Below are 24,582 nucleotides of genomic sequence, written 5' to 3'. Positions count from 1 at the left end.
TGAACGGTTACCAGTACGTGGTGCGGACGGAGATGTCGCCGGTGCAACGGATCTGGCACGCCATACGTTCGCCGTCGTCGAAGGAACGCTCGCGCATGAAGCGACGCTCGGTGTCGTTCGGGGCGGTCACATTGTCGGCACCCGCAACGATACGCAGACGGCATTTATCGCAGACACCGTCGCCATCACAGGACGATGCGATCGGATACCCGTGTCGCCTGATCGTGTGGAAGACCGTTTCGTCTTCGTGTGCGAGAAGTCTGACGTTGAAAGGGAGCAGGGTGATGGTGTGCATGTCGCCGATCCGGATCTGTCGACGCTGGCGGGAGGGGACACAGCGCATCGACAACTTGCAGATACACGCTCAGACAAACAATCCGCAACGCGGGAATACCATCGGCTGCGTATCTACTGCGATTTCGACGGCACCATCGTACGCGAGGATGTGGGCGACAGATTTTTTTCGACGTTTTCCGGACCCGAGATGTGGAATGACAACGCGTCGTTCATGGCGGGCGACATCACCATCGATGAAGTGTTTACGCGGTACACGGACAGGATGCGTGGTATAACTCCCGAGCATGTCGATACGTGGAGTGCGCAGTTTACCGTCGAACCCGGTTTTGTTGATTTTGTTCACTGGTGTGCCGCGCAGGAATATCCGCTGAGCATTGTCAGTGACGGACTCGATGCTTACATCCTGCCGATCCTGCTCGCCGCGTCGGTTGATGTGCCCGTGTACGCGAACCGGCTCGTGTATCGCGAGGGCGGACGCTGCATCGTGCGGCGGCCCTGGGCCGACGAGTTCTGCGCGCGCTGCGGCACGTGCAAGCGCAATCGAATGCTCACGCTGACCCCCGACGACGATATTATCGTGCTCATCGGTGACGGCTTTTCTGATTTCTGTGCGGCGCAGTATGCCGACATCGTCTTCGCAAGGGACGCACTCGAAACGTATTGCCAACGCGAGAACATCTCATTCCGCCGCTTCTCCTCTTTCGACAACATCCGCGCGCAGCTCACTGCGTTGGCAGATAGGAAGCGCATCCGCAAACCGCGGCGCGCCGCGCTTGCACGCGCGGATGTATGGGCGGGGGAATGAGCATACACCCAACATCGCGGCAGGAGATGCGTGCACAGATCCGCATACACGGGCACAGAGACACCGACGACATCGAAACATCGACCACTCCATGAATCCTCTCGACACGACAGATCTTCCCGCGCGTGACCCGCTTCTCGCGCCGGTGCAGATACTCAAACACACGATCTTTTTTGTGGTCACGTTTTTCACGACGATGATAGCGGGCATGTTATGGCGCAATGAAACGGATCTCGTCAACATCGAACTCGGCCTCACATACAGCATCGCACTGCTTTTTATCCTCGCATCGCACGAGTTCGGACATTATTTCGCCGCGCGGCATCATCGTGTGCCGGTCACGCTTCCGTACTTCATTCCGCTGCCGCCTGTCGACATCGTCGGTTTCGGAACACTCGGTGCGGTGATCCGCACCAAACGACGCATCAGCAGCGTTGTCGCGCTTTTTGATATCGGTATCGCGGGTCCTATCGCGGGATTCATCGCGAGCCTGCTGGTGCTCGCGGTCGGTTTCCTCACACTCCCTGGCACCGATTTTCTTCTCGCAATACATCCGGACTTCGATTTTGTGATCAACAACGTTCCCGGTCTTCCGCCGGGAACAACCATGACCTTCGGCATGCCCGCGATGTACACTCTCATGCAGGGTATTTTTGCACCAGCAGGTGCGTATGTCCCGCCGATGTGGGAGATGTATCACTATCCGCTGCTCATCACCGGCTGGTTTGGCCTGCTGGTAACAGCGATGAATCTTCTGCCCGCAGGGCAGCTCGATGGCGGCCATATTCTGTACGCGATGTTCCCGAAACTGCATGGTTTTATCGCCCGCGGAGTGGTGATTTTGCTCGCCATTCTTGGCGGAATGGGCTTCCTCCCGACCATTCTCGCGTATCTCAACTTCGAGGATACGGCGATCTACATCGTTGAAAATTTCAGCAATTATTATTCCGTTTTTTGGCCGGGGTGGTTTCTCTGGTCCCTCATCATTCTCTTTGTGATCAAGGTCGATCATCCGCAAGTCGATGAATATCAAGAACTTGATACGCGTCGTCGGGCTCTTGGCTTTTTCGCCTTTCTGATGTTCATTTTATGTGCAGTACCCGCTCCCATCTTCTTCCAATAATTTTTTTCATGGAAAAAATGAAACCGGACATCCTGCCGGATTGACTTTTAAAAATCGGTTGGGTATGTTTGTTCTGCCTCCTTGATAGTGTGACTGTAAGCCGGGGCATGCAACCAATTGGTGCCCCGGCTTCGTCATACTTCAGCATAGGAATCGTGTAAATGATAGTTGTCTCGCGTATTGCCGCGCTCGCTGTTCTCTCGTGTTTCCTTTACTCCTGCAGCGACGACACTTCGCTGGTAGACACACAGCTTCCACCTCAGCAGCAGAGCTTTTTCCAACTCTCGCTCCCGGCGTCGTCGTTCGACACCGACACCATGTCGATTGTCGCGGGGCGTGATAAATCGCCGTCCGATCCGATCGTCATCCCGATCCCCCTCTCCGTACACACGGATACCACACAGGCCGATCAGACCAGACGCGTTACGCGCGCATGGGCGAACGTCACTGTGGATGGACGCTCGGAGTCGCTCGCGCGCGCGGATTTGCGCCGCGTTTCGAACGGGTACTTCGAGGGTTTGGTGGAGTTGCGCATCAGCAGGGGCGACGTGCGTGACTATCGTTTGAATGTGGAGGGCAGTGACGCGGCGGACAGGTCCGCTGCGCAGGTTCACGCGAAGGTGTCTGTGACCTCAGGCAGCCGGCCGCCGTATTTCTGCGGCATCGAGACTCCTGACACCGTCGACGTGCCGACGGAGGGATCCCAGGTGCTGCGCATCACCGCATGTGTGACCGATTCGAGCGGTCGGGGCGATATCAAACGCGTCCTGTTCAATTCCTATCTGCCCAATGGCCAGGCATCCGTAAGCAACCCTTTCATCATGTTCGACGACGGCACACATGGCGACGCGCTTGCGGGGGACGGCACGTACACCATCGACGTGCAGTTGCCCTCGACCGCAGCACGCGGCCGTTATCGTTTCGAATTTTTTGTGTACGATCTCAGCAATCTGAGCGCCTTCGAAGCGCGAAACATTTATCTCCGTTAGGCGCATGAGAACACGCTGTGGGTATCTCCCGGTCGTCGCATGTGTGATGACACTCCTTCTTCCGCGCGCAAGCGCGCAGATGTTTCCTTCATCTCCGCAGCTCGGTCAGGGCTCACTTCCGCTGAGCAACAGCGCCATCGAATTCCTGATACGAGGCGACAGCGTGTGGGTCGCAGGCGGCAAAGGACTCGATCTCAGCACCGATGGCGGCGCGTCGTGGCGACATTTTGGGGATGCCGCGCCCTTTGACAAGGAGGATATTGCCGCCCTTGACGGACACGGTCCCGTACTCTGGGCTTCGCTCGCCGGTTCAGAAGAACTCGACGACGGCACCCGACTTCCGAAAGGACTCGGCCTCGCAGTGTCAACCGACAACGGCGCCACCTGGCGACGTATCATGCAACCGCAGGAGGCGGAGGGCGACAGCACGATCACAGTGCAATACGGCGCGAATCGCATCAAGGGACTCGCCATCACCACACCGATCAACAACATCACCTACGACGTTGCAGTGACCGGCACCGATATTTGGACGGCGAATTTTGCCGGAGGTCTGCGTCGCTCGTCCGACGGCGGTCTGACCTTCCAGCCTGTGGTATTGCCGCCCGACAATCTCGATTCCATCGATGTCGACGACACGTTGTCTTTTGCTCTGTCCCCCGTGGACAGGCCCGACTTCTGGAACGCCGCCGGCACGCAGAAGGGATTACGCGGCAGTCTGAATCACCGCGTGTTTTCCGTGCTCGCCGTAAACGACAGCACCGTCTGGGTCGGCACCGCGGGCGGCGTCAATCGCACGACGGATGCCGGGCGATCGTGGCGAAAATTCTCGTACGCCAATCAGCGCACCCCGATATCAGGCAACTTCGTCGTGGCGCTCGGACGGAATGTGGTGAACGGGCGCGAGTGTATCTGGGCATCGACCATCAACGCCCTCGAGGCACTCGAATTCCGCGCGGTGAGTTACACCGTCGACGGTGGGGACACCTGGACGACTGCGCTGCGCGGCGAATTCACGCATAATTTCGGTTTTCTGGATTCGATCGTCTATGCCGGAACCAATTCCGGTGTGTTCCGTTCCGATGACGGCGGCCGGACCTGGCTGAATCAGTCCGTCTTCGTCGACCAGGTGAACCGCGCGCGCATCACCGACAGCCGCTGTTATGCGGTGGCCTCGCAGGGATCACGCGTGTGGCTCGCCACTGCGGACGGACTCGTGACCACCATCGATTCGCCAAACGAGCCGTTCGGGAGGAACTGGACCATCCTCCGCGCTGCACAGCCGCTCACCGAGTCGGTAAAAACCTACGCCTATCCGAATCCCTTTTCACCCGCCGCGGAAGTGTGCCGCGTGCGGTACCGCAGCGACGGGACAGGGACGGTTTCGATTCGCGTCTACGACTTCGCGATGTTCCCGGTCCGCGTGCTTGTGCAGAACGCCGCGCGTCCGGCCAATATGGAACTCGACGAGATATGGGACGGCAGAGATGATGCGGGCACGCAGGTGGCGAACGGTTTGTACTACATCCAGGTCACGGTCGGTGATGCCGATCCGGTCTGGACAAAAGTGGTGGTGTTGCAATGAGCATGAAACGCGGATCCGAAACCATACATGTGCGGCGCGTTGCAGCCGTCGCACTTTTCCTCGCCGCGCTTTTATGTATGCCGGGCCAAGTCTTAGCGCAGGGCGGCAAAGCCGGCGCGTTTACGCGACTGGGCTTTGGCGCGCGCGGCATGGGCATGGGCAATGCCATGAGCGCAATCACGAGCGGCGCGATATCGTCCACCTACAATCCCGCGCTGACGCCTTTTCAGAGCGACCGCGTGGTGTACGGCAATTACTCGGTGCTGGCGTTGGATCGTGCCCTGAATCAAATCAGTTACACGCAGCGGGTGACCATCAGGAAAAATGGCGCAAACAAGTTTCCCGACGACCCCGACGCCCTGTCCATCGCGGGTGTCTCCGCGGGATGGACCAATGCGGGTGATGCCGATGTGATGGGGTACGACAGCGACGGCTTCCAGACCGAAAAGATGAGCGTGTTCGAGAATCAGTTCTTCCTGAATTTCGGAAACAGATTCACACCGAGAATGGCGGGCGGATTCAACGTCAAATTCTACTACGCGGGACTCTACAAAGATGTAACGAGTTCCGGTTTTGGCGTCGACATTGGCATACTGTATTCGCTCAGCGAGCGCTTGAGCATCGCGATGGTGGCGCAGGAACTGCTCACGAAATACAAGTGGGATACGGGCGCGCTGTACGGACCGGAGAACGGGAAATCGACAGAAGACCCATTCATCCGAATATATCGATTGGCCGCCGCCTCCACCGTCGACGTGATGCATGGCGGCGTGGTGGCTGTCGAAGCGGAGCTGTACGGCAGCGACGCGGTGCTTCTCCGCGCGGGTGCCGAGGTGGCGCTGGTGGAACAGTTGACCGTGCGCGCCGGCCTCGATCGCATGGCGCTCAAAGGCGACGGCATCGATCCGCGACCGAGCTTCGGCGTCTCTTTCACACAGCCCGTATCTGTGTTTCATCCCACCATCAGTTATGCCTTTATTCTCGAGCCGGTGGCACCGGCTCCCACACACGTTCTCTCATTCGCACTGACCTTCTGACATGCGGACATACCGACTTCTCCTCCTTCCCGCGCTTCTCGCACTGTTCGCCGCGCTTCATCCCGTGCATGCGCAGACGGGAGCCACAGGCCTCAGCGTGCTCAAGAACGGCGTGGGAGCGCGCGGCATCGCGCTGGGCGAAACGGGCGCCGCCGACGCGCGGCTCGGTTTTGCATCGTTCTACAACCCCGCACTGCTCGGAGCGCAGGACAGGGCAGCCCTCTCCATCGCACACGAGATTTCGGTGCAGGATGTGACCTCGCAATACGTCGGACTGGTGCTGCCGCTCGGTGGCTGGACACTCGGCGCCGCGATGCATCTCGCGTCGGTCGACAATATCGAAACGCGACTGCAGCCAGGTGAGGCGCAGGGCGATTTTTCCTCGCGCGACTTCATGCTGGGCCTGTCCGCGGGATTTCCCGTGGCCGACAATGTGACCGCCGGACTCAGTGCAAAATTCCTGTACGAGAAACTGTATGTGGACGACGCCTCGGGGTATGCCTTCGATCTCGGTTTGCGTGTCCGACCCTTTGGCGCTGGAGCGCTGCGCGACGTGAGTCTTGGCGCGGCCGTGCTGAACATGGGCGACATGAGCGCCATGCGCGTCGAGTCGACCACACTCCCGACCATGCTGCGCGCGGGTACTGCGTATGAGACAACGGGCGGTCTCGATAAAATGAACTTTGGTGTTGCCGTCGATGCAGTGTCGGTGTTCAAGGAAAAAAGCACAAACCTGCACGCCGGTTTCGAGTTCGAATACGACAAGCTTGTCGCTCTGCGTGTCGGATACATGACTGGTTCCGAAATCAAGGGTATGTCGGGCGGATTCGGAGTTGTGTACGGTCCGCTGAACCTCGACTACTCCTTTGTGCCCTACACGGAAACGTTCGGCACCGCGCACACATTCGCGTTGTCGCTGTCCCTCTGACGCGGAGCGGGCGTGGACTTCCGCTCCTGCGTCCTTGTCTCGGGTGATGCGACAACAGACTCGCGTTGCCTGCGTTTTGCGCGGGTGCTCACCAGCTTCGGCAGGGTGACCGTTCTTGCGCCGGGTGATTCCGAAACCGAGCGCGAACTGGAGCCGGGAATACACCTGCAGACCATGGCCGCACCGCGCGGATCATTGCGACGTCGGCTCGCCTGGTTTTGGCAGCACGCGCCCGGGACGCCCGCCGCGCGCGCCGCCGGACTCTGCCTGGCGTCGGACCTCTACGTGCTTCCCGCGGCGGCGCGCGCGGCGGCGCGCAATCGTGTGCCGCTGTGTTTCGACTCGCGCGAGCTGTATCCCTCGATTGCCTCCCTCGTCGCCAGACCCGTCACCCGTGTCTTCTGGCGTGCCGTCGAGCAGCGATACGCCTCCCGTGCGCAAACCATCTTTACCGTCAACGATTCCATCGCCGAGATACTGCGCGGCCGTTATCCGCGTGTACCGGTCGAACTGGCGCGCAACTACCCGTCCTCGTCATCCAGGTTGCCGGGCATCGATGTGCGTGCTTCGCTCGGTGTGCCGGCCGAGGCCGTCCTTTTTCTATCGCTGGGAGGTGTTCAGGACGGCCGAGGGGCCTCGCTCTATCTTCGTGCCATGCGCGAAGTATCGGATGCGCACCTCCTTTTTCTGGGGCAGGGCGATACCGGACAGCTTGCGGAGGAAGCGCGCGTATTGGGGGTCGAGCCACGTGTCCATTTCCTGCCGGCCGTTCCTTCGGCCGAGGTGGTCGCGACGGCGGCCCGTGCCGATGTTGGTCTCTGTGTCATCGAAAACAGAGGCCGCAGCTACTACCTTTCGCTGCCCAACAAGTTGTTCGAGTATCTTGCGGCAGGGCTGCCTGTCATCGCCAGTAATTTCCCTGAATTGAGCCGTGTCGTGCACGAAGGACAGTGCGGCGTGCTGGTGAATCCTTCGGACGAGACCACCATCGTGGCGGCGTTCAGGGATCTTGCCGGTTCACGGAACACCCGCTTGCAGCTTGCAGCGGCGGCCGCACGCGCGTCGCGGAACTACGACGCCGACGCCGAACACGATCGCGTGACCCGTGTCATCAGCGACCTGCTTCACGCAGGAGTATAATTGTCCGGCATGCGCGGCAGGGCGTTGCGCGTTTTACTCGCCCTTGTCCATACGTGTGAGTGCCGTGAGTATCTCCGTCCGTTTGCTTTCAGAGATCGTGGCGAGCGACAAAGAACGGCGCACCAGATCGGAATAGACGGGGATGAGTTCTGGAAGGGTCTTGTTGAGCTGATCCAGATGCGAGTCGATGGTGCTCGCATCACCGCGCGCGACGGGGCCCGTGAACGCGCTGCGTGGTGAGCCCTGCTCGATTTCCTTCAACACACTGCGGATCATGGGCATCAACGGCGATACATCCACGCCGGGTGATGTTGCTTCCTGCAGGATTCGCAACGCGTCAGCAGCCAGTGTCGTCAGGAAATTTCCCGCAAATACGCAGGCCAGATGGTACATGGCCTTGTACTCTTTCGAAATCACCAGAGGCCGCCAGCCGAGAATGGCTGTCAGATCGCGCGCGCGCTCTATGAATGTCATGTTGCCCTCGAGCCCGCAACCGATCGCGTCGAGCCGCTGCACGTCGAGATAGGGCGAAGGGAAGGACTGGATGGGATGGAGAGAACCTGTCACGGCTCCCTGTGCCGCGAGCGGCGCAAGGTCGTCGGCGGTGCGCAGACCCGACGTGTGCGCGATGAAGACGTGCCCGAACTGCCGCCGCATCGAGGCGAGCCGTTCCGCGAGCTCCAGGATCTTGTGATCCTGCACGGCAATGATGATGGCCGTGGCCGAACTCGGGATGTTCTCGAGTTCCGTCGAGAATCCATTCGCGAACACAGCCGAACGCGCCTGTTCGAGTTTCATGCTGTCGCGCTCGATCAGGGCGGTTACCGTGAGGCCCCGCGTGTAAAAAAATCTGCTGAGTGTGCATCCGACGTTGCCGGCGCCGATGACCACGATATCGCGGAAAGCAGGAGGCATGAGTTCAGTCCTGGTAGCGGGGTGATCGAGTGATTGCCGCCGAGAGATATCCCACAACGCGGGATTCCTCGCCGGTGACGTCGCCGGAGGTGCACTGGTGCAGCACGTGTGCGCCGTCGGCCTTGTGGAGTATGCAGGTCTGGAGCAACGCGCAGATCGGACCGCCGCCGCACGCCTCGGTGGACCCTGCGGCCAGTTCGTGCAGCAGCCGCGATGGTGACAGGGCGAGTATGGCTTCGGTCGCGATGGTGTCGAGTCGGCGCGCTTCGTGCTGCGGATGCATATGGGACAGATCCGACGACGCGATGATGACGGTGTTCACCGGATCCATTTCATCCGCGAGAATACGGCCGAGCAGCATACACAGCTCGGGGCGCTGGTCACCCATCACGATCGGAAGTATACGCACTTCGTCGTTGATACGCTGGAGAAAGGGAAGTTGCACCTCCACCGCATGCTCGGTCCTGTGCCCGAAACGTGAAAACGTGAATGCCCCTTTGTGCGCGCGCAATTTTTCGCGCAACGTCGTGTCTGTTTCGATGAGCCCCAATGGGGTGCGGTAGGCGTCGCCGTCGAAGATCGAGATGCCGTTGAAATATTCGCGATGGCTGGGAGAAATGATGACAGCCGTGCTGAACTTCCTGTGACGCAACTGCGCGTACGCCGCGGCGGCAGTGAAGCCCGAGTACCTGTACCCCGCATGCGGGACGATCACTCCGAGCACCGTGCCAGGAATATGTTTCGCGGCATGTTCGTCAAGGAAGTGATCCACCTGCAGCGTGAGCAGGGTTGGATCGTCGGGATAAAATGTGCCGCTGACTGCGGGCGGGCGTATGAGCATCGTGGAAGTGGATGGCCTATGGTCTATCGATGATGCACTCGTCGAGGAAACGGGTGAGTGTCGCGTCTGCGTCGTTCCATGCACGTGCGGGCAGACCCGCCTTTGCGCACACCGCATCGAGGAAGGCGGCGGCGTCCATGCCGTGTTCGGTCGCCACGCTCGGAAGTAGAAGCCCGCGTCTGCCGAGATGCTCGATCAGGAGGCCGTGAATGCCGGGTGTCACCTCGTTTTCACGAGTGAAACGTTCAAAATTCCTGAGCACGTGCAACTCGATAGTCAGGTGGGGGAGTTCGTCGGGACGGAGTGCGGGGAAGCGCCTGTCGGCTGTCACCACCAGTGTCGCCGCACGCCTCACCGCCTCCTCAATCGGGATGCTGGGATCGAGATTGCCCATGCAGCCGCGTAATGACGCTCCGACACGCACTGTGACAAAGACTCCTTCATGCGGCACTTCGCTCGCGGGGGAGTCGGCGCGTGGAGACGGGATCGCCTGAACCGCGGCGATAATGGTCTCGCGCGCGAGACGCAATAGTGTGTGACGCTGCGTGTCGTTCATGTGGGGAGAAGACGCGGTGGTGCAATGGCGGAACATACCGAAAATCGACGGCGCGCGCAATCTGCAGGCGGCGGTACCGGCGAATGCGGTTGTCTTTTTGCGGGTCCCCGTCTATCTTGTAAGGTTTGAAAACACCGATGTTTATCGGATAGACGCACATTTTCAGATGCCCGAAGGAAGCACGATCATGAACAGACGTATACGAATGGCAGGGACGCTCATTTTCGTCACAGCCGCGGCGATGTGGCTGCTGCCCGTTGCCGGTCCGCGTATCGAAACGGAAAAGGTCAAGGCACAGTCCACTCGCCAGCTTGAGAAACTCAATCGCGCTGTCATGCGCGAGTATTTCTTCCTTCAGCGTTTGCAGAACAATCCCGACGTCGACATCTATCTCCGTATCGAGCAGGAAGCGGCCCGGCTGAATCAACAGCGCGCCGGTATGTCGAAGTCGTCCGTTATTGCGAATCAGTGGCAGGAGCAGGGACCATGGAATTTTGCGGGACGCATGCGCGGCATTGCCGTTCATCCAACGGATCCGAACATCGTGATTGCCGGAGCAGCTACAGGGGGAGTCTGGAAAACAACCAACGGCGGTGATACCTGGTCGCCGCTCACCGATTATCTGCCGTTGTTGCCGATCGGAGCCGTCGCAATCGACATCTCGAATCCCGACAAGATCTTTGCCGGCACGGGCGAGCCCGTCTACAATGAATACGGCGGTATGCGTGTGAACGCCTCCGCCCTGTACTCGCGCAGTGCAGGCCTCCTTCGTTCCGACGACGGCGGACGAAGCTGGGTCACAAAAAAATGGGCCGGGACCATGGGCGGCGTGCATCGCATCGCCCTGCATCCGACTTCGAGCGACACCCTTCTTGTCGCCACGCTGAACGACCTGTGGAAGACAACCAACGGTGGCGACAACTTCTCGCGCATTGCAACCGGTGTCATCACCGATGTCATTTATACACCCTCGCGCCCGAGCCGCGTGTATTACGCGTATGGGTACGATCAAGGCGGATCCTCGAACGGCATCTATGTCTCCGACGCGGGCGGCAAGAGCTTTTCCTGGCGCAAACTGACGACGAATTTCCCCGCGCCCGATTCCTGCGGTCGCATCGCGATGGCGATTTCGCCCAACGATCCAGACCGCGTGTACGCGGCCGTGTCGCGCAACCGGCGCATCATGCCGAATGCCGATACCGACTTCCTCCTTCTGATGGTCAGCAGCAACGGCGGTGAAACCTGGGAGCGCAAGATCAACGCGATCCCCACGACGTTCACACAGGGACAGGCCTATTACGATCTCGCGCTGGGCGTATCGCCTGCGGATAAAAATCAGGTGATTCTGGGCGGACTCGATGTGTGGCGCAGCAGCAATGGCGGTTCGAGCTTCGGCCGTATTTCAAAAGGCGAGTTGGCTACCACGGATCCAAAGTATGTACACGTCGATATCCATCACTTTGCGTATCTCCCGGGACAGACCAATACGTTCTATATCGGCGGCGACGGCGGTATCGCCAAGACCACTGACAACGGACTCACCTATACGACCAAGAACACAAATCTGGGCACCATCCAGTATTACGGCTGCGCCTACGATCCTTCCAACCTCGCGACATATCTCGGAGGCACACAGGACAACGGCACTTTCGGAAAATTCGGTACCGCATCGCAATGGAGCTATTTGTACGGCGGCGACGGAGGCAATGTCGCGGTCGACCCGTCGAAGTCGACTGTTCGCTACGTCACGACGTTGAATATCGACCAGACCTCGGGGCAATGGCTGAGGCCTGTTGTGCGAACCGGCATCGGCAGTCCGCTGCGACTGCTGACGGGCATGGGTGCGGGTGACAATGCCGACCGCTTTACCTGGGTGCCCATTATCTATTTCCACCCTGCTGATCGTACGCGCCTTTACACTGCAACGCAGTATCTCTATGTGATGAAAAACCCCGATGGCGGCGGCACGCCGTCGTGGCAGATCCTGTCCGGTGATCTCGGCGGCGGCGGTGTGATTACCCGCGCTGTTGTCGCTCCCACAAACGCCGAACGCATGTACGTGGCGAATCAGGCGGGCCGCGTGTGGACGACGACAAATCTCTCGAACCGCGCGCCGACATGGACGCAGGTCTCGACCGGACTCCCGATGGGCCGTTGGATTACGGACATCAATGTTGATTGGAACGACGAAAACACGGCGTATCTCTCCGTCTCCGGCTATGGCGGCGGCCACGTGTACAAGACTGTCAATGCCGGAGTGAATTGGACGAACATATCCGGCAATCTCCCGGATCTGCCCGCAAATGCCATCGTGCAGTCTCGTAAGGATGCAAACACGCTGTTTGTTGGGACCGATATCGGGGTCTATGTATCACTCGACGGCGGTTCAACATGGGCGCCGTTTGGAACAGGGCTTCCGAATGTGGTGGTCTACGATATGAAAATTCTTCCGAACGATGTTCTGCTTGCCGGCACCTTCGGCCGCGGAATGTGGACCACGAGTTCCATTCTCGGACTCGATCCGTCGCAGGTTGCAACACCTGATTTCCAGCTCGGTCAGAATTTCCCCGCGGGCATGCCCGGCCGCAGCACCTTCATCCCGTTTTCGGTTGCTCGACGTTCCGCGCTTGTGATGAAGCTGTACGATGCGCAGGGCCGCGTCTTGCGGACCTTGGCGGAGAATACATACGAACCCGGTTCCCATACTTTGCACCTCGATCTGACGGGACTCCCCGCGGGCGCATATTTCTACACGCTTGAAACACCTTCATCCCGCGCGACGCGGAAGTTGCTCGTTGTCCGATGAGGTTGCTGATGACAATTTCTGCTCGCTCCGGTATTCTCCTCCTCGCAGTTGCGGGGATGGTACTCCTTTTTCCGCATCGCGATCCCGAGGCGGCCATTGACAGCGGACGCGAAAAGGACTCTCCGGAGTCGATGAAATTGTTTTATGCCCAACGGCTGTACGGCTCGGGCGATGTGAATATTTTCGACCGCGCCCTCGCGGTGTATTCGGCTGTTGCCGGCACATCGCAGGATGCGCTGAGCAAGGGCAATGTCTCGGCGGACAATGCGTGGGAGAGTCTTGGTCCCTTGAACATTTCCGGACGTGTGCGTGGTCTGGCAATTCATCCGGGCAATCCCTCCACCCTGTTCGCCGCCTCGGCTTCGGGTGGTGTGTGGAAGACCACGAATTCGGGCTCGGAGTGGTTTCCCATATCCGACGACCTCCCATCCCTCGCGAACGGCGCAATCGCCATCGATCCCAACAACCCCGACCGGATTTTCATCGGCACCGGTGAGCCCACGGGTCTGGCTGGAAACAGCCACGGAACGTATTCTCCCGCGTATCTCGGTGTCGGTGTCATCCGCACACTGAACGGAGGCGCAAGCTGGGAGGTCATGCCGTGGCCGAACGGGAAGAGTGCGATTCATCGCATCGCCCTGCATCCCGCGGATGCCGACACACTGTTTGCCGCGAGCACCAGCGATCTATGGAAATCGACCAACGGTGGTCAGGCGTGGAGCCGTCTTCTGACGGGCGTCATCACCGATGTCCTGTACACACCCGGCCGCCCGTCGCGCGTGTACGCGGCAATCGGCCGCGATTACGGAAGCAGCGCAAATGGCGTCTATGTATCGGATGCTGGTGGCAGGAACTTTTCATTCCGGAAACTCACAACCAATTTCCCTGATCCCGATTCGACCGGCCGTATCGTGATGGCGATCTCGCCCGCGAATCCCGACCGTGTGTATGCTGCCGTGGCGCTGAACCGTTCACTTATGAACGGCTCGAACGATTTCTTCATGGTTCTCGTTTCCACAAACGGTGGCGAGACCTGGGAACGCCGTCCGAACGCCATCTCGAGAAGCTTCACCAACACCATCGCATACTACACGCTCACCATCGGCGTCTCGCCCACCGATGCGAATACCGTGTTTCTCGGTGCTGTCGATTGGTGGCGCAGCACCAACGGAGGCACGACGTTTTCGAAGCGAACTGACTGGTCGCTCAGAAATACCAATCCGAACAGTGGCAGCTATGTCCATGCCGACCAGCACGCCATTGTCTTCAAACCCGGCGACCCGAACACGATCTTTGTCGGCTCGGACGGTGGCGTGCATATGTCGACCAACGGTGGTGTTGCTTGGTCCATGCGTACGTACAAGATGATCACCACGCAATACTACGCTGTGAATATCGACAGCCGCACTCCGTACATGGTGTACGGCGGTACGCAGGATCAGAGCAATCAACGACAGAATGGAGCCGGTGATAAAAACTGGTCGTATCTCAGCGGCGGCGACGGTTCTTCCATTGCGGTGGATCCGGTGAATCCGCAGATCATTTTCATCTCCGTCAACGGCAACCCGCGTCGCACCACGGACGGCGGCAGCAGTTTTTCAGATCTCACCAACGGTCTGGGGGCCGGCCCCGCAGCAGACCGGCAGTTCTGGTGGCGGCCGATGATGCTCCACCCAGCAGACAGAACCTTGCTGTTCACTTCCTCGCAGTACGTGTACCGTGTGAAGAATCCCGGCACCGCCTCAACTCCAACCTGGCAGATCATCAGTCCCGACCTCTCCGGCAGCTCCGTTGTTGTGGACCTGGCAGTGCCGAAGCAGGAGCCGGATTGGATGTATGCCGTGACTGCTAATGGACGCGCATGGATCTCGAAGGATGTCCGCTCCGGCGATCCGCAGTGGACCAACATCTCCACGGGTCTCCCAAACCGCTGGCTGTCGAAGGTTTTTGTCGATCAGGACGATCCAAACACCGCCTATGTCGCTGCGTCGGGATATGGCACCGGGCATGTGTTCAAGACGACCAACACGGGGCAGCAGTGGATCGACATCAGCGGCGACCTTCCCGATCTACCGGCCGGTTCCGTCGTGCGTTCCAACACCGATGTCAACACCTTGTTCGCCGCGACCGACTTTGGTGTCTGGTTCACCACGAACGGAGGCACGAACTGGAAACGCTTCGGATCCGGATTGCCGAATCTCATCGCCTACGACATGATCATCGCCCCCGACAACCGCATTATCGTCGGAAGCCACGGACGCGGCATGTGGGCGACAAGCTCGGTGCTGCCGACGGATCGGCCTGAGAATCTGCCGCTGGCACTGAACATCGGACAGAATTATCCGAATCCTGTACGCGATGTCACACGCGTGCCGTTTACGCTCGCTCGTGCGACACATGTGAGACTTACCGTTCACGACGCTGCGGGACGCACGGTCGCGGTTCTTCGTGACGCGGAAATTCCGGCAGGGGAGCACACAGCCGAGTTCTCCGCGGCGTCCGTGCCGCCTGGTCTCTACTTTGTCGAATTGCGCAGCGGGGCAGCCAAGGTCACAAAGAAGCTGACCGTGGTCCGCTGATGTAATTCCGACGGCAAAAAAAAACGGCGCTCTCCAAGGAGCGCCGTTTCCATTTTCATGAAGTACGTCAGGCCTGGGCGGCCAGATAATTCTGCAGGCCGATCTGCTCGATAAGCGAAAGCTGTGTCTCGAGGAAATCCACATGGTCCTCCTCGTCCTTCAGAATGAGCAGAAACATGTCGCGGGTTCCGTTGTCGCCCGCTTCGGCGGCCACGCTGATGACCTTGTTGAGGTGGGCGACGGCGTCGTATTCAAGCTGCAGATCGTGCGCGAGCATCTCGGGCACGGTGCCGCCGACATTTATCCGCATGTCCTTCGTCATGTTCGGCATGCCCTCGAAGTACAGCATACGTTCCATGCATTTTTCCGCGTGTTTCATCTCCTCGATCGAGTCGATCTTTGTCTGCTTCGAAAGCTTCTCCAGCCCCCAGCTCTCGTACATTTCGGCGTGGAGGAAATACTGGTTGATGGCGATCAGTTCCGCCGTGAGGACGTTCTGAATGGCGTCGATGACTTTCTCGTTGCCTTTCATCGGAATCTCTGCTAATGGGGATGAGGTGTGGTGTCAGTAGCGCGATTTTGAAGCTACAAATCTCTGGAAGAGCAACAAACCGAGGATGCACAGGACGCCGATACCACTGAAGATCAGCCACAATTCCGATGTGAACGCGTGTGCGCCGATTTCGGATCGGGTCAGACCCGCGGCTTCGGCGGCTTTGAGTGCGTCGGCAACCTTGACATCGGCGGCGAGCGGAGCGAGCCCGCGTGCCGCAAAGGTGTCGCGGATAAACGCGATCATCGGATTATCGACAAAACGGACGTAGAGGTTCGCCCCGAGTATGCCGCCGATGAACGAACCGAACACGCCGTACAGGAAGCCGAAGCCCATGTATGTCGCCTTCTTGTCCTGCGGTGCAATCAGGCCCAGGTAGCTGATGTATTTCGGGTGCGCTGTCATCTCGCCGATCGAGAACACCACGATGCCCGCGAGGAACACCCAGATATTGGTGTTGATGGATAGAATCGCCATGCCGATGGTGGCAAGTGACACACCCGCGATCATGGTCGGGAGCGCCTTCCATTTTGATACGATCGCTGAGACCACCATCTGCAGCAGAATGATGGTCATGGCGTTGATGACGGTCACATGTTCGATATCGAAGGACCAGTCGAGACCGGTGATCGATTTGACGGACTGATTCAATGCGGATGCATCGACAAAGTCCTTTACATACCACAACACGCTGTCGAACATCTGAAAATACAGGATCCAGAACCAGGAGTATATGAAGATGAACAGGATGAAACGCCAGTCCTTCACCACCATGAGAATTTTGGTGAAGATCCCCGCCAGCATTTTTCCGAGGGGTTCCTTCGCGGCTGCCGCGCGCGCGGGCTCCTTGAACAGAAAAATGGTCGGGATCAGCATGGCGCCCGTGCAGATAGCCGATGCGATCATCACGAGATTCCACGAGATGGCCTTGAGCATCGGCACCAGGATGAGCGGGAAGAGGAAGGCGCCGAGATTGATGCTCCAGTAGAAAATGCCGAATCCGAGTGTGCTGGTGCGCTCGTCGGTCACCTTTGCAATTGTGCCCGACACGACGGGTTTGAATGTGCCGGCGCCAAGTCCCATCACAACCAGCGCCGCAAACACAGCGGCATAATCGGTGGTCTGGCTTGTCAGAAAATATCCCGTACCCAGCAACGCAAATGCGACCATGAGCGTTTTTCGGTATCCCATGCGGTCGGCAATCGCGCCTGTCAGAATCGGAAGGAAGTACAACAACGGCTGTATAGTGCCCTTGATGACACCCACGCTTTCCTTCGCGAAGCCGAGCTGATCGGTGAGATACACCGACAATATGCTCATCATGCCGTAATACGATCCACGTTCGAAAAACTCGAACATGATCACGAGCCAGAAAGTGGGCGGATAGTCTTTCAACCGCGGCTTGCTCAGCGTCGCTTCTGTCATGCGTCTCTCGTCTGCATTGTGAAGTGGGGACTGCGTAGTGGGGACCTCCGGAGGAGGGCTGAAGAAAATACGGATATTACCCGCGATCTTCATAATTTCATCGGGAACTCCCCGCACCCTCCCGTAGTTGGTGTGTCTGAACGCCGCTACATCGTTTCACTTCTGTCAGGAGAAATGATGCTGTTTGTGATGTTTAAAGCCCATTCCGGATTGCGCTGGCTGCTTGTGCTGGCTTTTGTGGCAGTGCTGACGCGTTTGTACTTACTTTTCTCGAAGAAAGAAGCTTTTACTCCGCGCGACGAGAAACTCCTCCTTGCTTTCACCATTCTTCTCGATGTGCAGATTTTACTGGGTCTGGTGATGTTTGTGTGGGATGCGGTGGCCAATGATTTCTTGCCGTTGTACCGTGTGGAGCACGGCGTCTTGCTGCTCATAGCAGGCCTGCTCGGACATCTCCCGCGGAGGTGGAAAGCTCTTGGATCGCCGGAACGGGCAAAGAAATCGCTGCTTGCCGTTGCAGTGGCTGCGGCCCTCGTAGTGCTCGGTGTCGCGATGCTGCCACAGGGCTGGTAATAGCCCTGTGAAATATGGGACTCCGGATGTCGAGATTGTTTCTCGCATCGTCGGATCGTACATTTGGAGTCTGAACGAAGCGCTGCTTCACCCTCCCACCTCCCGGACTCAACGTGAAACAATTCATTCGCATCGCTAGCGGCCAGGGCTTCTGGGGCGACCTCGTGGATGCGCCGTACCAGCAGGTGACCGGGGGACCGGTGGATTACCTGGTGATGGATTATCTGGCGGAAGTGACGATGTCGATCCTCCAGAAGCAGAAACGAAAAAATCCGTCACTCGGGTACGCACGCGACCTTGTGACGCAATTGGAACGTATCCTGCCGATTCTCGCTGAAAAGGGGATCAAGGTGATAACGAATGGCGGCGGAGTGAATCCCATTGCCTGCCGTGATGCGATTCTTGCCGTTGCCGCTGCACATGGAATCCGGAATCTCAAGGTTGGTGTTGTCATGGGGGATGATATCCTCGACCGCATCGACCAGTTGCGGGAGCGTGGCGCCGAACTGCGAAATATGGAGTCTGGCGATACGCTTGCGACTGTCCGCGATCGCCTGCTCAGCGCAAACGTGTATTTCGGGGCTGCGCCGATTGTGGAAGCCCTTCGCCAGGGCGCTGATATCGTGATTACAGGGCGGACAACGGATACGGGGCTTACTCTTGCCCCTATGATTCATGAATTCGGGTGGTCGCTCTCGGATTGGAACAAGATGGCGGCCGGCACGGTCGCCGGCCATATTCTTGAATGCGGCGCACAGTCGACAGGTGGCAACTTTCTCGGTGACTGGAAATCCGTCCCCGACATGGCCCGTATTGGTTTCCCTATCGCCGAGGCCCATCCCGACGGAACCGTCTATATCACGAAACACGAAAGCTACGGCGGCCTCGTTTCTGTCGCGACGGTATCGGAACAATTGCTCTACGAAATTGGCGATCCCGCCATGTACATCACACCCGATTGTATCGCCGACTTTACCTCCATCCATCTCGCGCAGGAAGGGGAGAACAGGGTGCGAGTGTCCGGCATCACCGGCAAGCCCGCCACCGATTCCTACAAAGTTTCGATGTCGTATCTGGACGGTTTCTCGGCCTTCGGAACGCTGACATATGCCTGGCCCGAAGCTCTGGAAAAAGCCCGCGCAGCGGATGCAATTCTGCGCGCGCGGCTTGATGCCCTGGGGCTGGAATTTCAGGAGATCCGGACGGAATTTGTGGGGCTGAACTCGTGCCACGGTCCGTTGGCGCCAATTCCAGACGAAATTAATGAACTCGTTCTCCGCATCGGCGTGCGAAGCGCCTCGTATGAGGCGGTCGAGCGCTTCGGCCGTGAGATTGCACCACTGATTCTGACGGGTCCGCCTTCGGTCACGGGTTTCGCCGGTGGTCGACCCAAACCGAGCGAAGTCGTGGCATACTGGCCCGCGCTCCTGACAAAAAGCCTTGTAGAGGCCGAGGTTATTGTGGAGGGAATCGGCTGATGGCACAGATAAAAATTCGTCTGATCGAGATAGCACACGCACGCTCCGGCGACAAGGGTGATGCCGCAAACGTTGGTGTGATTGCACGAAGACCGGAGTATTATCCCATTCTCATGAAAGAGCTTACGACGGATCGTGTAAAGCGGCACTTCGAGGGCATTTGTCTCGGTGAAGTTGACCGTTACGAACTCCCGAATCTCCTGGCTTTGAACTTTATTCTGCACAACACGCTTGGCGGCGGCGGCACCGTGTCATTAAAAAATGACGCGCAGGGAAAGACGCTAAGCTCCGCAATGCTGCGAATGGAACTTGTCATCGAAGAAGAAGCCCTCTCACCGAAACCCTGATTATGACCTCTGCCGTCCCTGCCGCCGAAACACACACAATGACCCGGGAATTTTCGCTCACGGATCTGCGCCGCGCCGCGTATGAAATGCGCATTGACATCCTGCGCATGTTGCACGCTGCCGGTTCCGGCCACCCTGGCGGATCACTCTCATTGATCGACATCCTGACGGTCCTTTTTTACCGTCACCTCGACCGTACCGTCGAAAACGCCCTCGCGCCGGACAGGAACCGCTTTGTTCTGTCGAAAGGTCACGGGGTTCCGGGTTTATACGCGGTGCTCGCGCGATTGGGCATCATCCCTGCCGACGAACTGCTCTCACTGCGCCGCCTCGGGTCGCCACTTCAGGGACACCCGGTAAACGCGGTGCTTCCCGTGGTCGAGGCGTCGACAGGATCTCTCGGGCAGGGCATCAGCATGGCGCAGGGAATGGCCATGGCCGCCAAACTCGACGGTAACGGCGCCCGTGTCTACGCCCTGATCGGCGACGGTGAATTTCAGGAGGGCCAGGTGTGGGAGACGCTGATGTCCGCCCCGAAATTCGGTCTCGACAATCTTACCGTGATTTTGGATTACAACAAGGGACAGATCGACGGTCCAACCGCCGAGGTGATGGACATCGATCCCGTGCTCGACAAGGTCCGTTCCTTCCGCTGGGATGTGCAAAGAATCGACGGACACGATTTTGCGGCCATTGATGAGGCACTTCGCCGCACGCGCCGGGGTGACGGCGCGCCGAGCTTCATCATCGCCGACACAGTGAAGGGGAAAGGCGTTTCATTCATGGAAGGCACTGTCGACTGGCACGGCAAGGCACCCGACGCCGAACAGACGAAAACCGCCATTCACGAGATCGAGACTTTCCTCCGCGACCTGAACTGAACCACCCATGAGCAAAGCGACCCGCGTTTCCTTCGGTGAAGAAATAGCCGCCCTCGGCGCTTCCCACAACGATATTGTCGTCTTCGACGCGGATCTGGCAAAATCCACACAGTCGTGGATTTTCGGATCCAAATATCCGGATCGATTCTTCGAGATGGGTATACAGGAGCAGAACATGATCGGCACAGCCGCGGGTATGGCGCTGTGCGGCAAGAAACCGTTCATCTGTTCGTTTTCCACCTTTGTCGTCGGCCGCTTCGAGACGATTCGCATGTCGATCGCTTACTCCGAGGCCAACGTCACCATCGTCGGCACGCACTGCGGTATCGGGGTGGGGGAGGACGGCTACAGTCAGATGGCGCTCGAGGACGTGGCATTGATGCGCACGCTGCCGAACATGCGCATCATTCAGCCCGCCGACGATGCGGAAGCTCGCGCCGCCGTGCGCTTCCTCGTCGACAATCCCGCTCCCTCATTTCTGCGGCTGACCCGGCAGGCGCTCCCTGATCTGCACGGGAGCGAGTACGCCTTCGAATTCGGCAAGGCCGATCAATTGCGCAATGGAAAGGACCTGGCCATACTGGCGTCCGGTCCCGTGGTTGCAAACGCGCTGCACGCGGCCGAGCTGCTCGCCGTGGAAGGCGTAGACGCGCGTGTCCTCAACATGCACACGATCAAACCGCTGGACGAAGCCGCTGTTGTTGCCGCGGCGCGCGAGACCGGCCGCGTCGTGACCGTGGAGGACCACAGCATCATCGGCGGTCTGGGCGGAGCGGTTGCGGAGGTCCTCGGCGAACAGCAGCCCACACGCATGCTGCGCATCGGTGTCCGTAACGTGTACGGCGAATCCGGATCCCCTGCGGAACTCTACCGCAAGCACCAGCTCGATGCCGACGGCATCGCCGCGCAGATACGCGCCTTTATCGCCTGATCAGGAGTGCTGATCGCCCCTCATGCAGGGGAGTTCCTCTATACGTGTTATCCCGGAGGGCAGTTCCGCCTCGTCGATGAGCATGATGGGGATATCGTCTTCAATGCGGAATCGCGGGCCGCAGCGCTCGCACACCAGTGTGTTTCCTTCGAGACGCAGTGGCGCCTTGCCCATGGGGCAGACGAGTATGTCGAGCAATTTCTGTGAGACCATGTTCTGTTTTCCTTGTTCAGAAAATAAAATGTACTCAATTGGCGCCGCGAAAAAAAGATGCCGGCCCTGGGGCCGGCATCGATAAAGGATGAGTTGGTCCGATTATTTTGATTCGTCCACCACTTCGTAATCGGCGTCTTCGACGTTTTTCTTGCCCTCCGAACCCGGCTGCGGCTCGCCCTGTGGCTGCTGCGCGGATGCCTGCTGGTACATCTGCGTCGAGGCCTCGTTCCACGTCTTGTTCAAGGCGTCCATGGCAGGCTGTATGTCCGCCGCCACGCCGCTCTTCAGCGCCTCCTCGAGTTTTGCGGAGTCGGCTTCGAGACGCGCGATCATGCCTGCATCGAGCTTGTCCTTGAAGTCCTCGAGCTGCTTCTTCGTGTGAAACACGAGGCTGTCCGCCTGATTGCGAAGGTCGATCTCTTCCTTCCGCTTCTTGTCCTCCGCCGCGTGTTCCGTTGCGTCGCGCTTCATCCGTTCGACCTCTTCCTTGTTCAGGCCGCTCGAGGACGTGATGCGGATCGACTGTTCCTTGTTTGTCGCCTTGTCTTTTGCCGAGACGTGGAGGATACCGTTGGCGTCGATGTCGAAGGTGACTTCAACCTGCGGCACGCCGCGCGGCGCGGGCGGTATGCCATCGAGGTGGAAGCGGCCCAAGGTGCGGTTGTCCACCGCCATCGGCCGTTCACCCTGCAGCACGTGGATCTCGACCGACGTCTGGCTGTCGGAGGCGGTTGAGAAGATCTCACTCTTCTTGGTCGGAATGGTGGTGTTCGCGGGGATGAGCGTGGTCATCACGCCGCCGAGGGTCTCGATGCCAAGCGACAGAGGAGTGACGTCAAGAAGAAGCACATCGGTCACGTCGCCCGAGAGAACGCCGCCCTGTATCGCCGCACCGACCGCCACCACTTCATCGGGATTTACGCCCTTGTGGGGCTCGCGCCCGAACAGACTCTTGACCAGTTCCTGCACCTTGGGAATGCGGGTCGAGCCGCCCACAAGAATGACCTCGTCGATATCATTCGGCGTCAGACCTGCGTCTGTGAGAGCCCGCTTGCAGGGTTCGACAGTCCGCCGAACGAGATCGTCCACGAGCTGTTCGAATTTTGTGCGTGTGATGGTGGTAGTAAGATGCTTGGGGCCATCGGCTGTAGCAGTGATGAAGGGAAGATTCACTTCAGTCTGCAACAGTGTCGACAGTTCCATCTTGGCCTTTTCCGACGCTTCCTTGAGCCGCTGCAGGGCCATCGGATCTTTGCGCAGATCGATGCCTTCGGCCTTGTGGAATTCGTCCGCGAGATAATCAATGAGCCGCTTGTCGAAATCGTCGCCGCCCAAGTGGGTGTCGCCGTTGGTGGACTTCACTTCGAACACACCGTCGCCGAGTTCGAGGATCGATATATCGAAGGTGCCGCCGCCCAGGTCGTACACGGCCACCTTTTCGTTCTCGCGCTTTTTGTCGAGACCGTAGGCGAGCGCCGCTGCAGTGGGCTCGTTGATGATGCGGCGCACTGTGAGTCCCGCAATTTCGCCCGCATCCTTCGTGGCCTGACGCTGCGCGTCGTTGAAGTACGCAGGCACAGTGATGACGGCCTCAGTGACGGTATGGCCGAGGTATTCCTCGGCGGATTTTTTTAATGCCTGCAGCACCATCGCGCTGATTTCGGGCGGGGAATAGATGCGCCCGGAAATGTCGACACGCGCGGAACCGTTTTCGCCCGCGACAACCTTGTAAGGGACCTCGGTTATCTCGGTCGCCACTTCACCATGCAGACGTCCCATGAAGCGTTTGATCGAATACACGGTGTTCTGCGGATTCGTGACGGCCTGACGCTTTGCGGCGTTGCCGATCACGCGTTCACCATCCTTCTTGAAACCGATGACGGATGGCGTCGTGCGTCCGCCGTCGGAATTCGGGATGACGACCGGGGTGGTTCCCTCCATCACCGCAACGACGGAGTTTGTCGTGCCCAGGTCGATTCCGATGATTTTACTCATGTGTGCTGTCCTCCTTGAAAAGACGCCCCGCGCTGCGGGGGTGCTGTCGGTTTTATTGGATGTCGATTTTGATTTCGTTGGGTGCGGCCGCCTTGACCTTGTCGAATGTCACAAGCAATACACCGTCGTTGAACCGTGCCTGCACGGAGTCGGGCTTGACATCACAGGGCAGAGCGACCTTGCGGGTGAATGACCCGAAGGCTCGTTCGACACGGGTCGGCACCACTTCTTCGGGATTATATGCGGGCATGCGGGTGCCGCTCACTGTCACCGATTCGTCCTTGTAGGAGATCGAGAGATCTTCCTTCCTCACTCCTGCCAGCTCGACGTACACATACACGCGCTGATCGTCGTGCAACACGTCGACGCGCGGCTCGAATCCGCGCCCCAGCTCGAAGGAGAAGGTTTCGGGGAACTCGTCGATGAACTTCTTCATTTTCTGCGCGAAGTTCTCGAAGTCTTTTGCGGGTTCAAATCGAAAATGTGGCATGTTTTCCTTCCTTGAAAAATGGGTATCCCCTGCAGTATATCAAACCGCGTACCAGACACGGAATTGCCTTATATCAACAAATAGCGGACATT

23 protein-coding genes are annotated in these 24,582 nt (G+C 58.7%); 14 read left to right on the top strand and 9 right to left on the bottom strand.

All coding sequences use genetic code 11. The features are described from left to right. Nucleotides 1-7 precede the first annotated feature (7 nt). A complete protein-coding gene (locus HY962_01410; GenBank protein ID MBI5645562.1) occupies nt 8-295 on the bottom strand; it encodes a (2Fe-2S)-binding protein in 288 nt (95 codons plus the stop codon). Between HY962_01410 and HY962_01405 the strand changes: the two genes are divergently transcribed. The 7 genes from HY962_01405 to HY962_01375 all read left to right on the top strand — a co-directional run bounded on the left by HY962_01405 (nt 290) and on the right by HY962_01375 (nt 7,904). Beyond that, on the top strand, nt 290-1,102 hold the full coding sequence (locus HY962_01405; GenBank protein MBI5645561.1) for an HAD-IB family phosphatase: 813 nt from the start codon (nt 290-292) through the stop codon (nt 1,100-1,102). The two genes, HY962_01410 and HY962_01405, sit on opposite strands and share 6 nt — an antisense overlap. 196 nt (nt 1,103-1,298) lie before the next feature. Next, complete coding sequence (locus HY962_01400) at nt 1,299-2,225, top strand: site-2 protease family protein (GenBank protein ID MBI5645560.1); 927 nt, start codon at nt 1,299-1,301, stop codon at nt 2,223-2,225. Nucleotides 2,226-2,386: 161 nt separating this feature from the next. Further along, complete coding sequence (locus HY962_01395) at nt 2,387-3,214, top strand: hypothetical protein (GenBank protein MBI5645559.1); 828 nt, start codon at nt 2,387-2,389, stop codon at nt 3,212-3,214. A 46-nt stretch (nt 3,215-3,260) separates the two neighbouring features. Next, complete coding sequence (locus HY962_01390) at nt 3,261-4,799, top strand: hypothetical protein (protein ID MBI5645558.1); 1,539 nt, start codon at nt 3,261-3,263, stop codon at nt 4,797-4,799. Further along, nucleotides 4,796-5,836 (top strand): hypothetical protein, encoded by a 1,041-nt coding sequence (locus HY962_01385; protein MBI5645557.1) that lies wholly within the window; start codon nt 4,796-4,798, stop codon nt 5,834-5,836. Before HY962_01390 ends, HY962_01385 begins: the two co-directional genes overlap by 4 nt. Before the next feature lies 1 nt (nt 5,837). Next, nucleotides 5,838-6,764 carry a PorV/PorQ family protein gene (locus tag HY962_01380; GenBank protein ID MBI5645556.1) on the top strand — a complete coding sequence of 309 codons (927 nt, stop codon included), beginning with the start codon at nt 5,838-5,840 and terminating at the stop codon, nt 6,762-6,764. A gap of 12 nt (nt 6,765-6,776) precedes the next feature. Further along, the gene (locus HY962_01375; GenBank protein MBI5645555.1) at nt 6,777-7,904 is read left to right on the top strand and encodes a glycosyltransferase; all 1,128 of its coding nucleotides are present in this window, start codon (nt 6,777-6,779) and stop codon (nt 7,902-7,904) included. A gap of 33 nt (nt 7,905-7,937) precedes the next feature. On the opposite strand, the gene HY962_01370 is transcribed toward HY962_01375, so the two are convergent. Genes HY962_01370 through amrA form a run of 3 tightly spaced genes read right to left on the bottom strand, consistent with a single transcriptional unit; the run spans nt 7,938 to nt 10,252 of the window. Beyond that, complete coding sequence (locus HY962_01370; protein ID MBI5645554.1) at nt 7,938-8,819, bottom strand: DUF2520 domain-containing protein; 882 nt, start codon at nt 8,817-8,819, stop codon at nt 7,938-7,940. A gap of 4 nt (nt 8,820-8,823) precedes the next feature. Continuing rightward, the gene (amrB, locus tag HY962_01365; protein ID MBI5645553.1) at nt 8,824-9,660 is read right to left on the bottom strand and encodes an AmmeMemoRadiSam system protein B; all 837 of its coding nucleotides are present in this window, start codon (nt 9,658-9,660) and stop codon (nt 8,824-8,826) included. A gap of 16 nt (nt 9,661-9,676) precedes the next feature. Continuing rightward, nucleotides 9,677-10,252, bottom strand: coding sequence for an AmmeMemoRadiSam system protein A (amrA, locus tag HY962_01360; GenBank protein MBI5645552.1), 576 nt, complete (start codon nt 10,250-10,252; stop codon nt 9,677-9,679). 151 nt (nt 10,253-10,403) lie between these two features. On the opposite strand from amrA, the gene HY962_01355 reads away from it, so the two are divergent. Both HY962_01355 and HY962_01350 read left to right on the top strand, forming a co-directional pair. Next, complete coding sequence (locus HY962_01355; GenBank protein ID MBI5645551.1) at nt 10,404-13,022, top strand: T9SS type A sorting domain-containing protein; 2,619 nt, start codon at nt 10,404-10,406, stop codon at nt 13,020-13,022. A 56-nt stretch (nt 13,023-13,078) separates the two neighbouring features. Continuing rightward, the gene (locus HY962_01350) at nt 13,079-15,601 is read left to right on the top strand and encodes a T9SS type A sorting domain-containing protein (GenBank protein ID MBI5645550.1); all 2,523 of its coding nucleotides are present in this window, start codon (nt 13,079-13,081) and stop codon (nt 15,599-15,601) included. 67 nt (nt 15,602-15,668) lie between these two features. On the opposite strand, the gene bfr is transcribed toward HY962_01350, so the two are convergent. Both bfr and HY962_01340 read right to left on the bottom strand, forming a co-directional pair. After that, the gene (gene bfr, locus HY962_01345; protein ID MBI5645549.1) at nt 15,669-16,133 is read right to left on the bottom strand and encodes a bacterioferritin; all 465 of its coding nucleotides are present in this window, start codon (nt 16,131-16,133) and stop codon (nt 15,669-15,671) included. Between the two features lie 33 nt (nt 16,134-16,166). Next, nucleotides 16,167-17,579, bottom strand: a complete 1,413-nt coding sequence (locus HY962_01340; GenBank protein ID MBI5645548.1) for an MFS transporter — start codon at nt 17,577-17,579, stop codon at nt 16,167-16,169. A gap of 132 nt (nt 17,580-17,711) precedes the next feature. Here HY962_01340 and HY962_01335 point away from each other — a divergent pair, with 132 nt between their 5' ends. The 5 genes from HY962_01335 to HY962_01315 all read left to right on the top strand — a co-directional run bounded on the left by HY962_01335 (nt 17,712) and on the right by HY962_01315 (nt 21,789). Continuing rightward, entirely contained in the window at nt 17,712-18,152 is a 441-nt protein-coding gene (locus tag HY962_01335; GenBank protein ID MBI5645547.1) for a hypothetical protein, read from the top strand. Nucleotides 18,153-18,265: 113 nt separating this feature from the next. Then, complete coding sequence (locus tag HY962_01330) at nt 18,266-19,630, top strand: DUF1446 domain-containing protein (GenBank protein MBI5645546.1); 1,365 nt, start codon at nt 18,266-18,268, stop codon at nt 19,628-19,630. Further along, nucleotides 19,630-19,977, top strand: a complete 348-nt coding sequence (locus HY962_01325; GenBank protein MBI5645545.1) for a hypothetical protein — start codon at nt 19,630-19,632, stop codon at nt 19,975-19,977. The genes HY962_01330 and HY962_01325 overlap by 1 nt, the downstream gene beginning before the upstream one ends. A gap of 38 nt (nt 19,978-20,015) precedes the next feature. After that, on the top strand, nt 20,016-20,858 hold the full coding sequence (locus tag HY962_01320) for a transketolase (GenBank protein MBI5645544.1): 843 nt from the start codon (nt 20,016-20,018) through the stop codon (nt 20,856-20,858). A gap of 7 nt (nt 20,859-20,865) precedes the next feature. After that, nucleotides 20,866-21,789, top strand: coding sequence for a transketolase family protein (locus HY962_01315; GenBank protein MBI5645543.1), 924 nt, complete (start codon nt 20,866-20,868; stop codon nt 21,787-21,789). Here the strand turns inward: HY962_01315 and HY962_01310 are convergent, their stop codons facing one another. The 3 genes from HY962_01310 to HY962_01300 all read right to left on the bottom strand — a co-directional run bounded on the left by HY962_01310 (nt 21,790) and on the right by HY962_01300 (nt 24,490). Continuing rightward, nucleotides 21,790-22,002: a hypothetical protein gene (locus HY962_01310; GenBank protein MBI5645542.1), complete on the bottom strand. Its 213-nt coding sequence runs from the start codon at nt 22,000-22,002 to the stop codon at nt 21,790-21,792. It abuts the gene before it with no gap. A gap of 102 nt (nt 22,003-22,104) precedes the next feature. Further along, nucleotides 22,105-24,000 carry a molecular chaperone DnaK gene (dnaK, locus tag HY962_01305; GenBank protein ID MBI5645541.1) on the bottom strand — a complete coding sequence of 632 codons (1,896 nt, stop codon included), beginning with the start codon at nt 23,998-24,000 and terminating at the stop codon, nt 22,105-22,107. 52 nt (nt 24,001-24,052) lie between these two features. Beyond that, nucleotides 24,053-24,490, bottom strand: coding sequence for an Hsp20/alpha crystallin family protein (locus HY962_01300; GenBank protein ID MBI5645540.1), 438 nt, complete (start codon nt 24,488-24,490; stop codon nt 24,053-24,055). Nucleotides 24,491-24,582 lie beyond the last annotated feature (92 nt).

The organism is Ignavibacteriota bacterium, assembly GCA_016218045.1.
Lineage (GTDB): Bacteria > Bacteroidota > Ignavibacteria > SZUA-365 > SZUA-365 > JACRFB01.
Note: the sequence above shows the minus strand (reverse complement) of the source record. Positions and strands in the feature narration are given on the sequence as shown.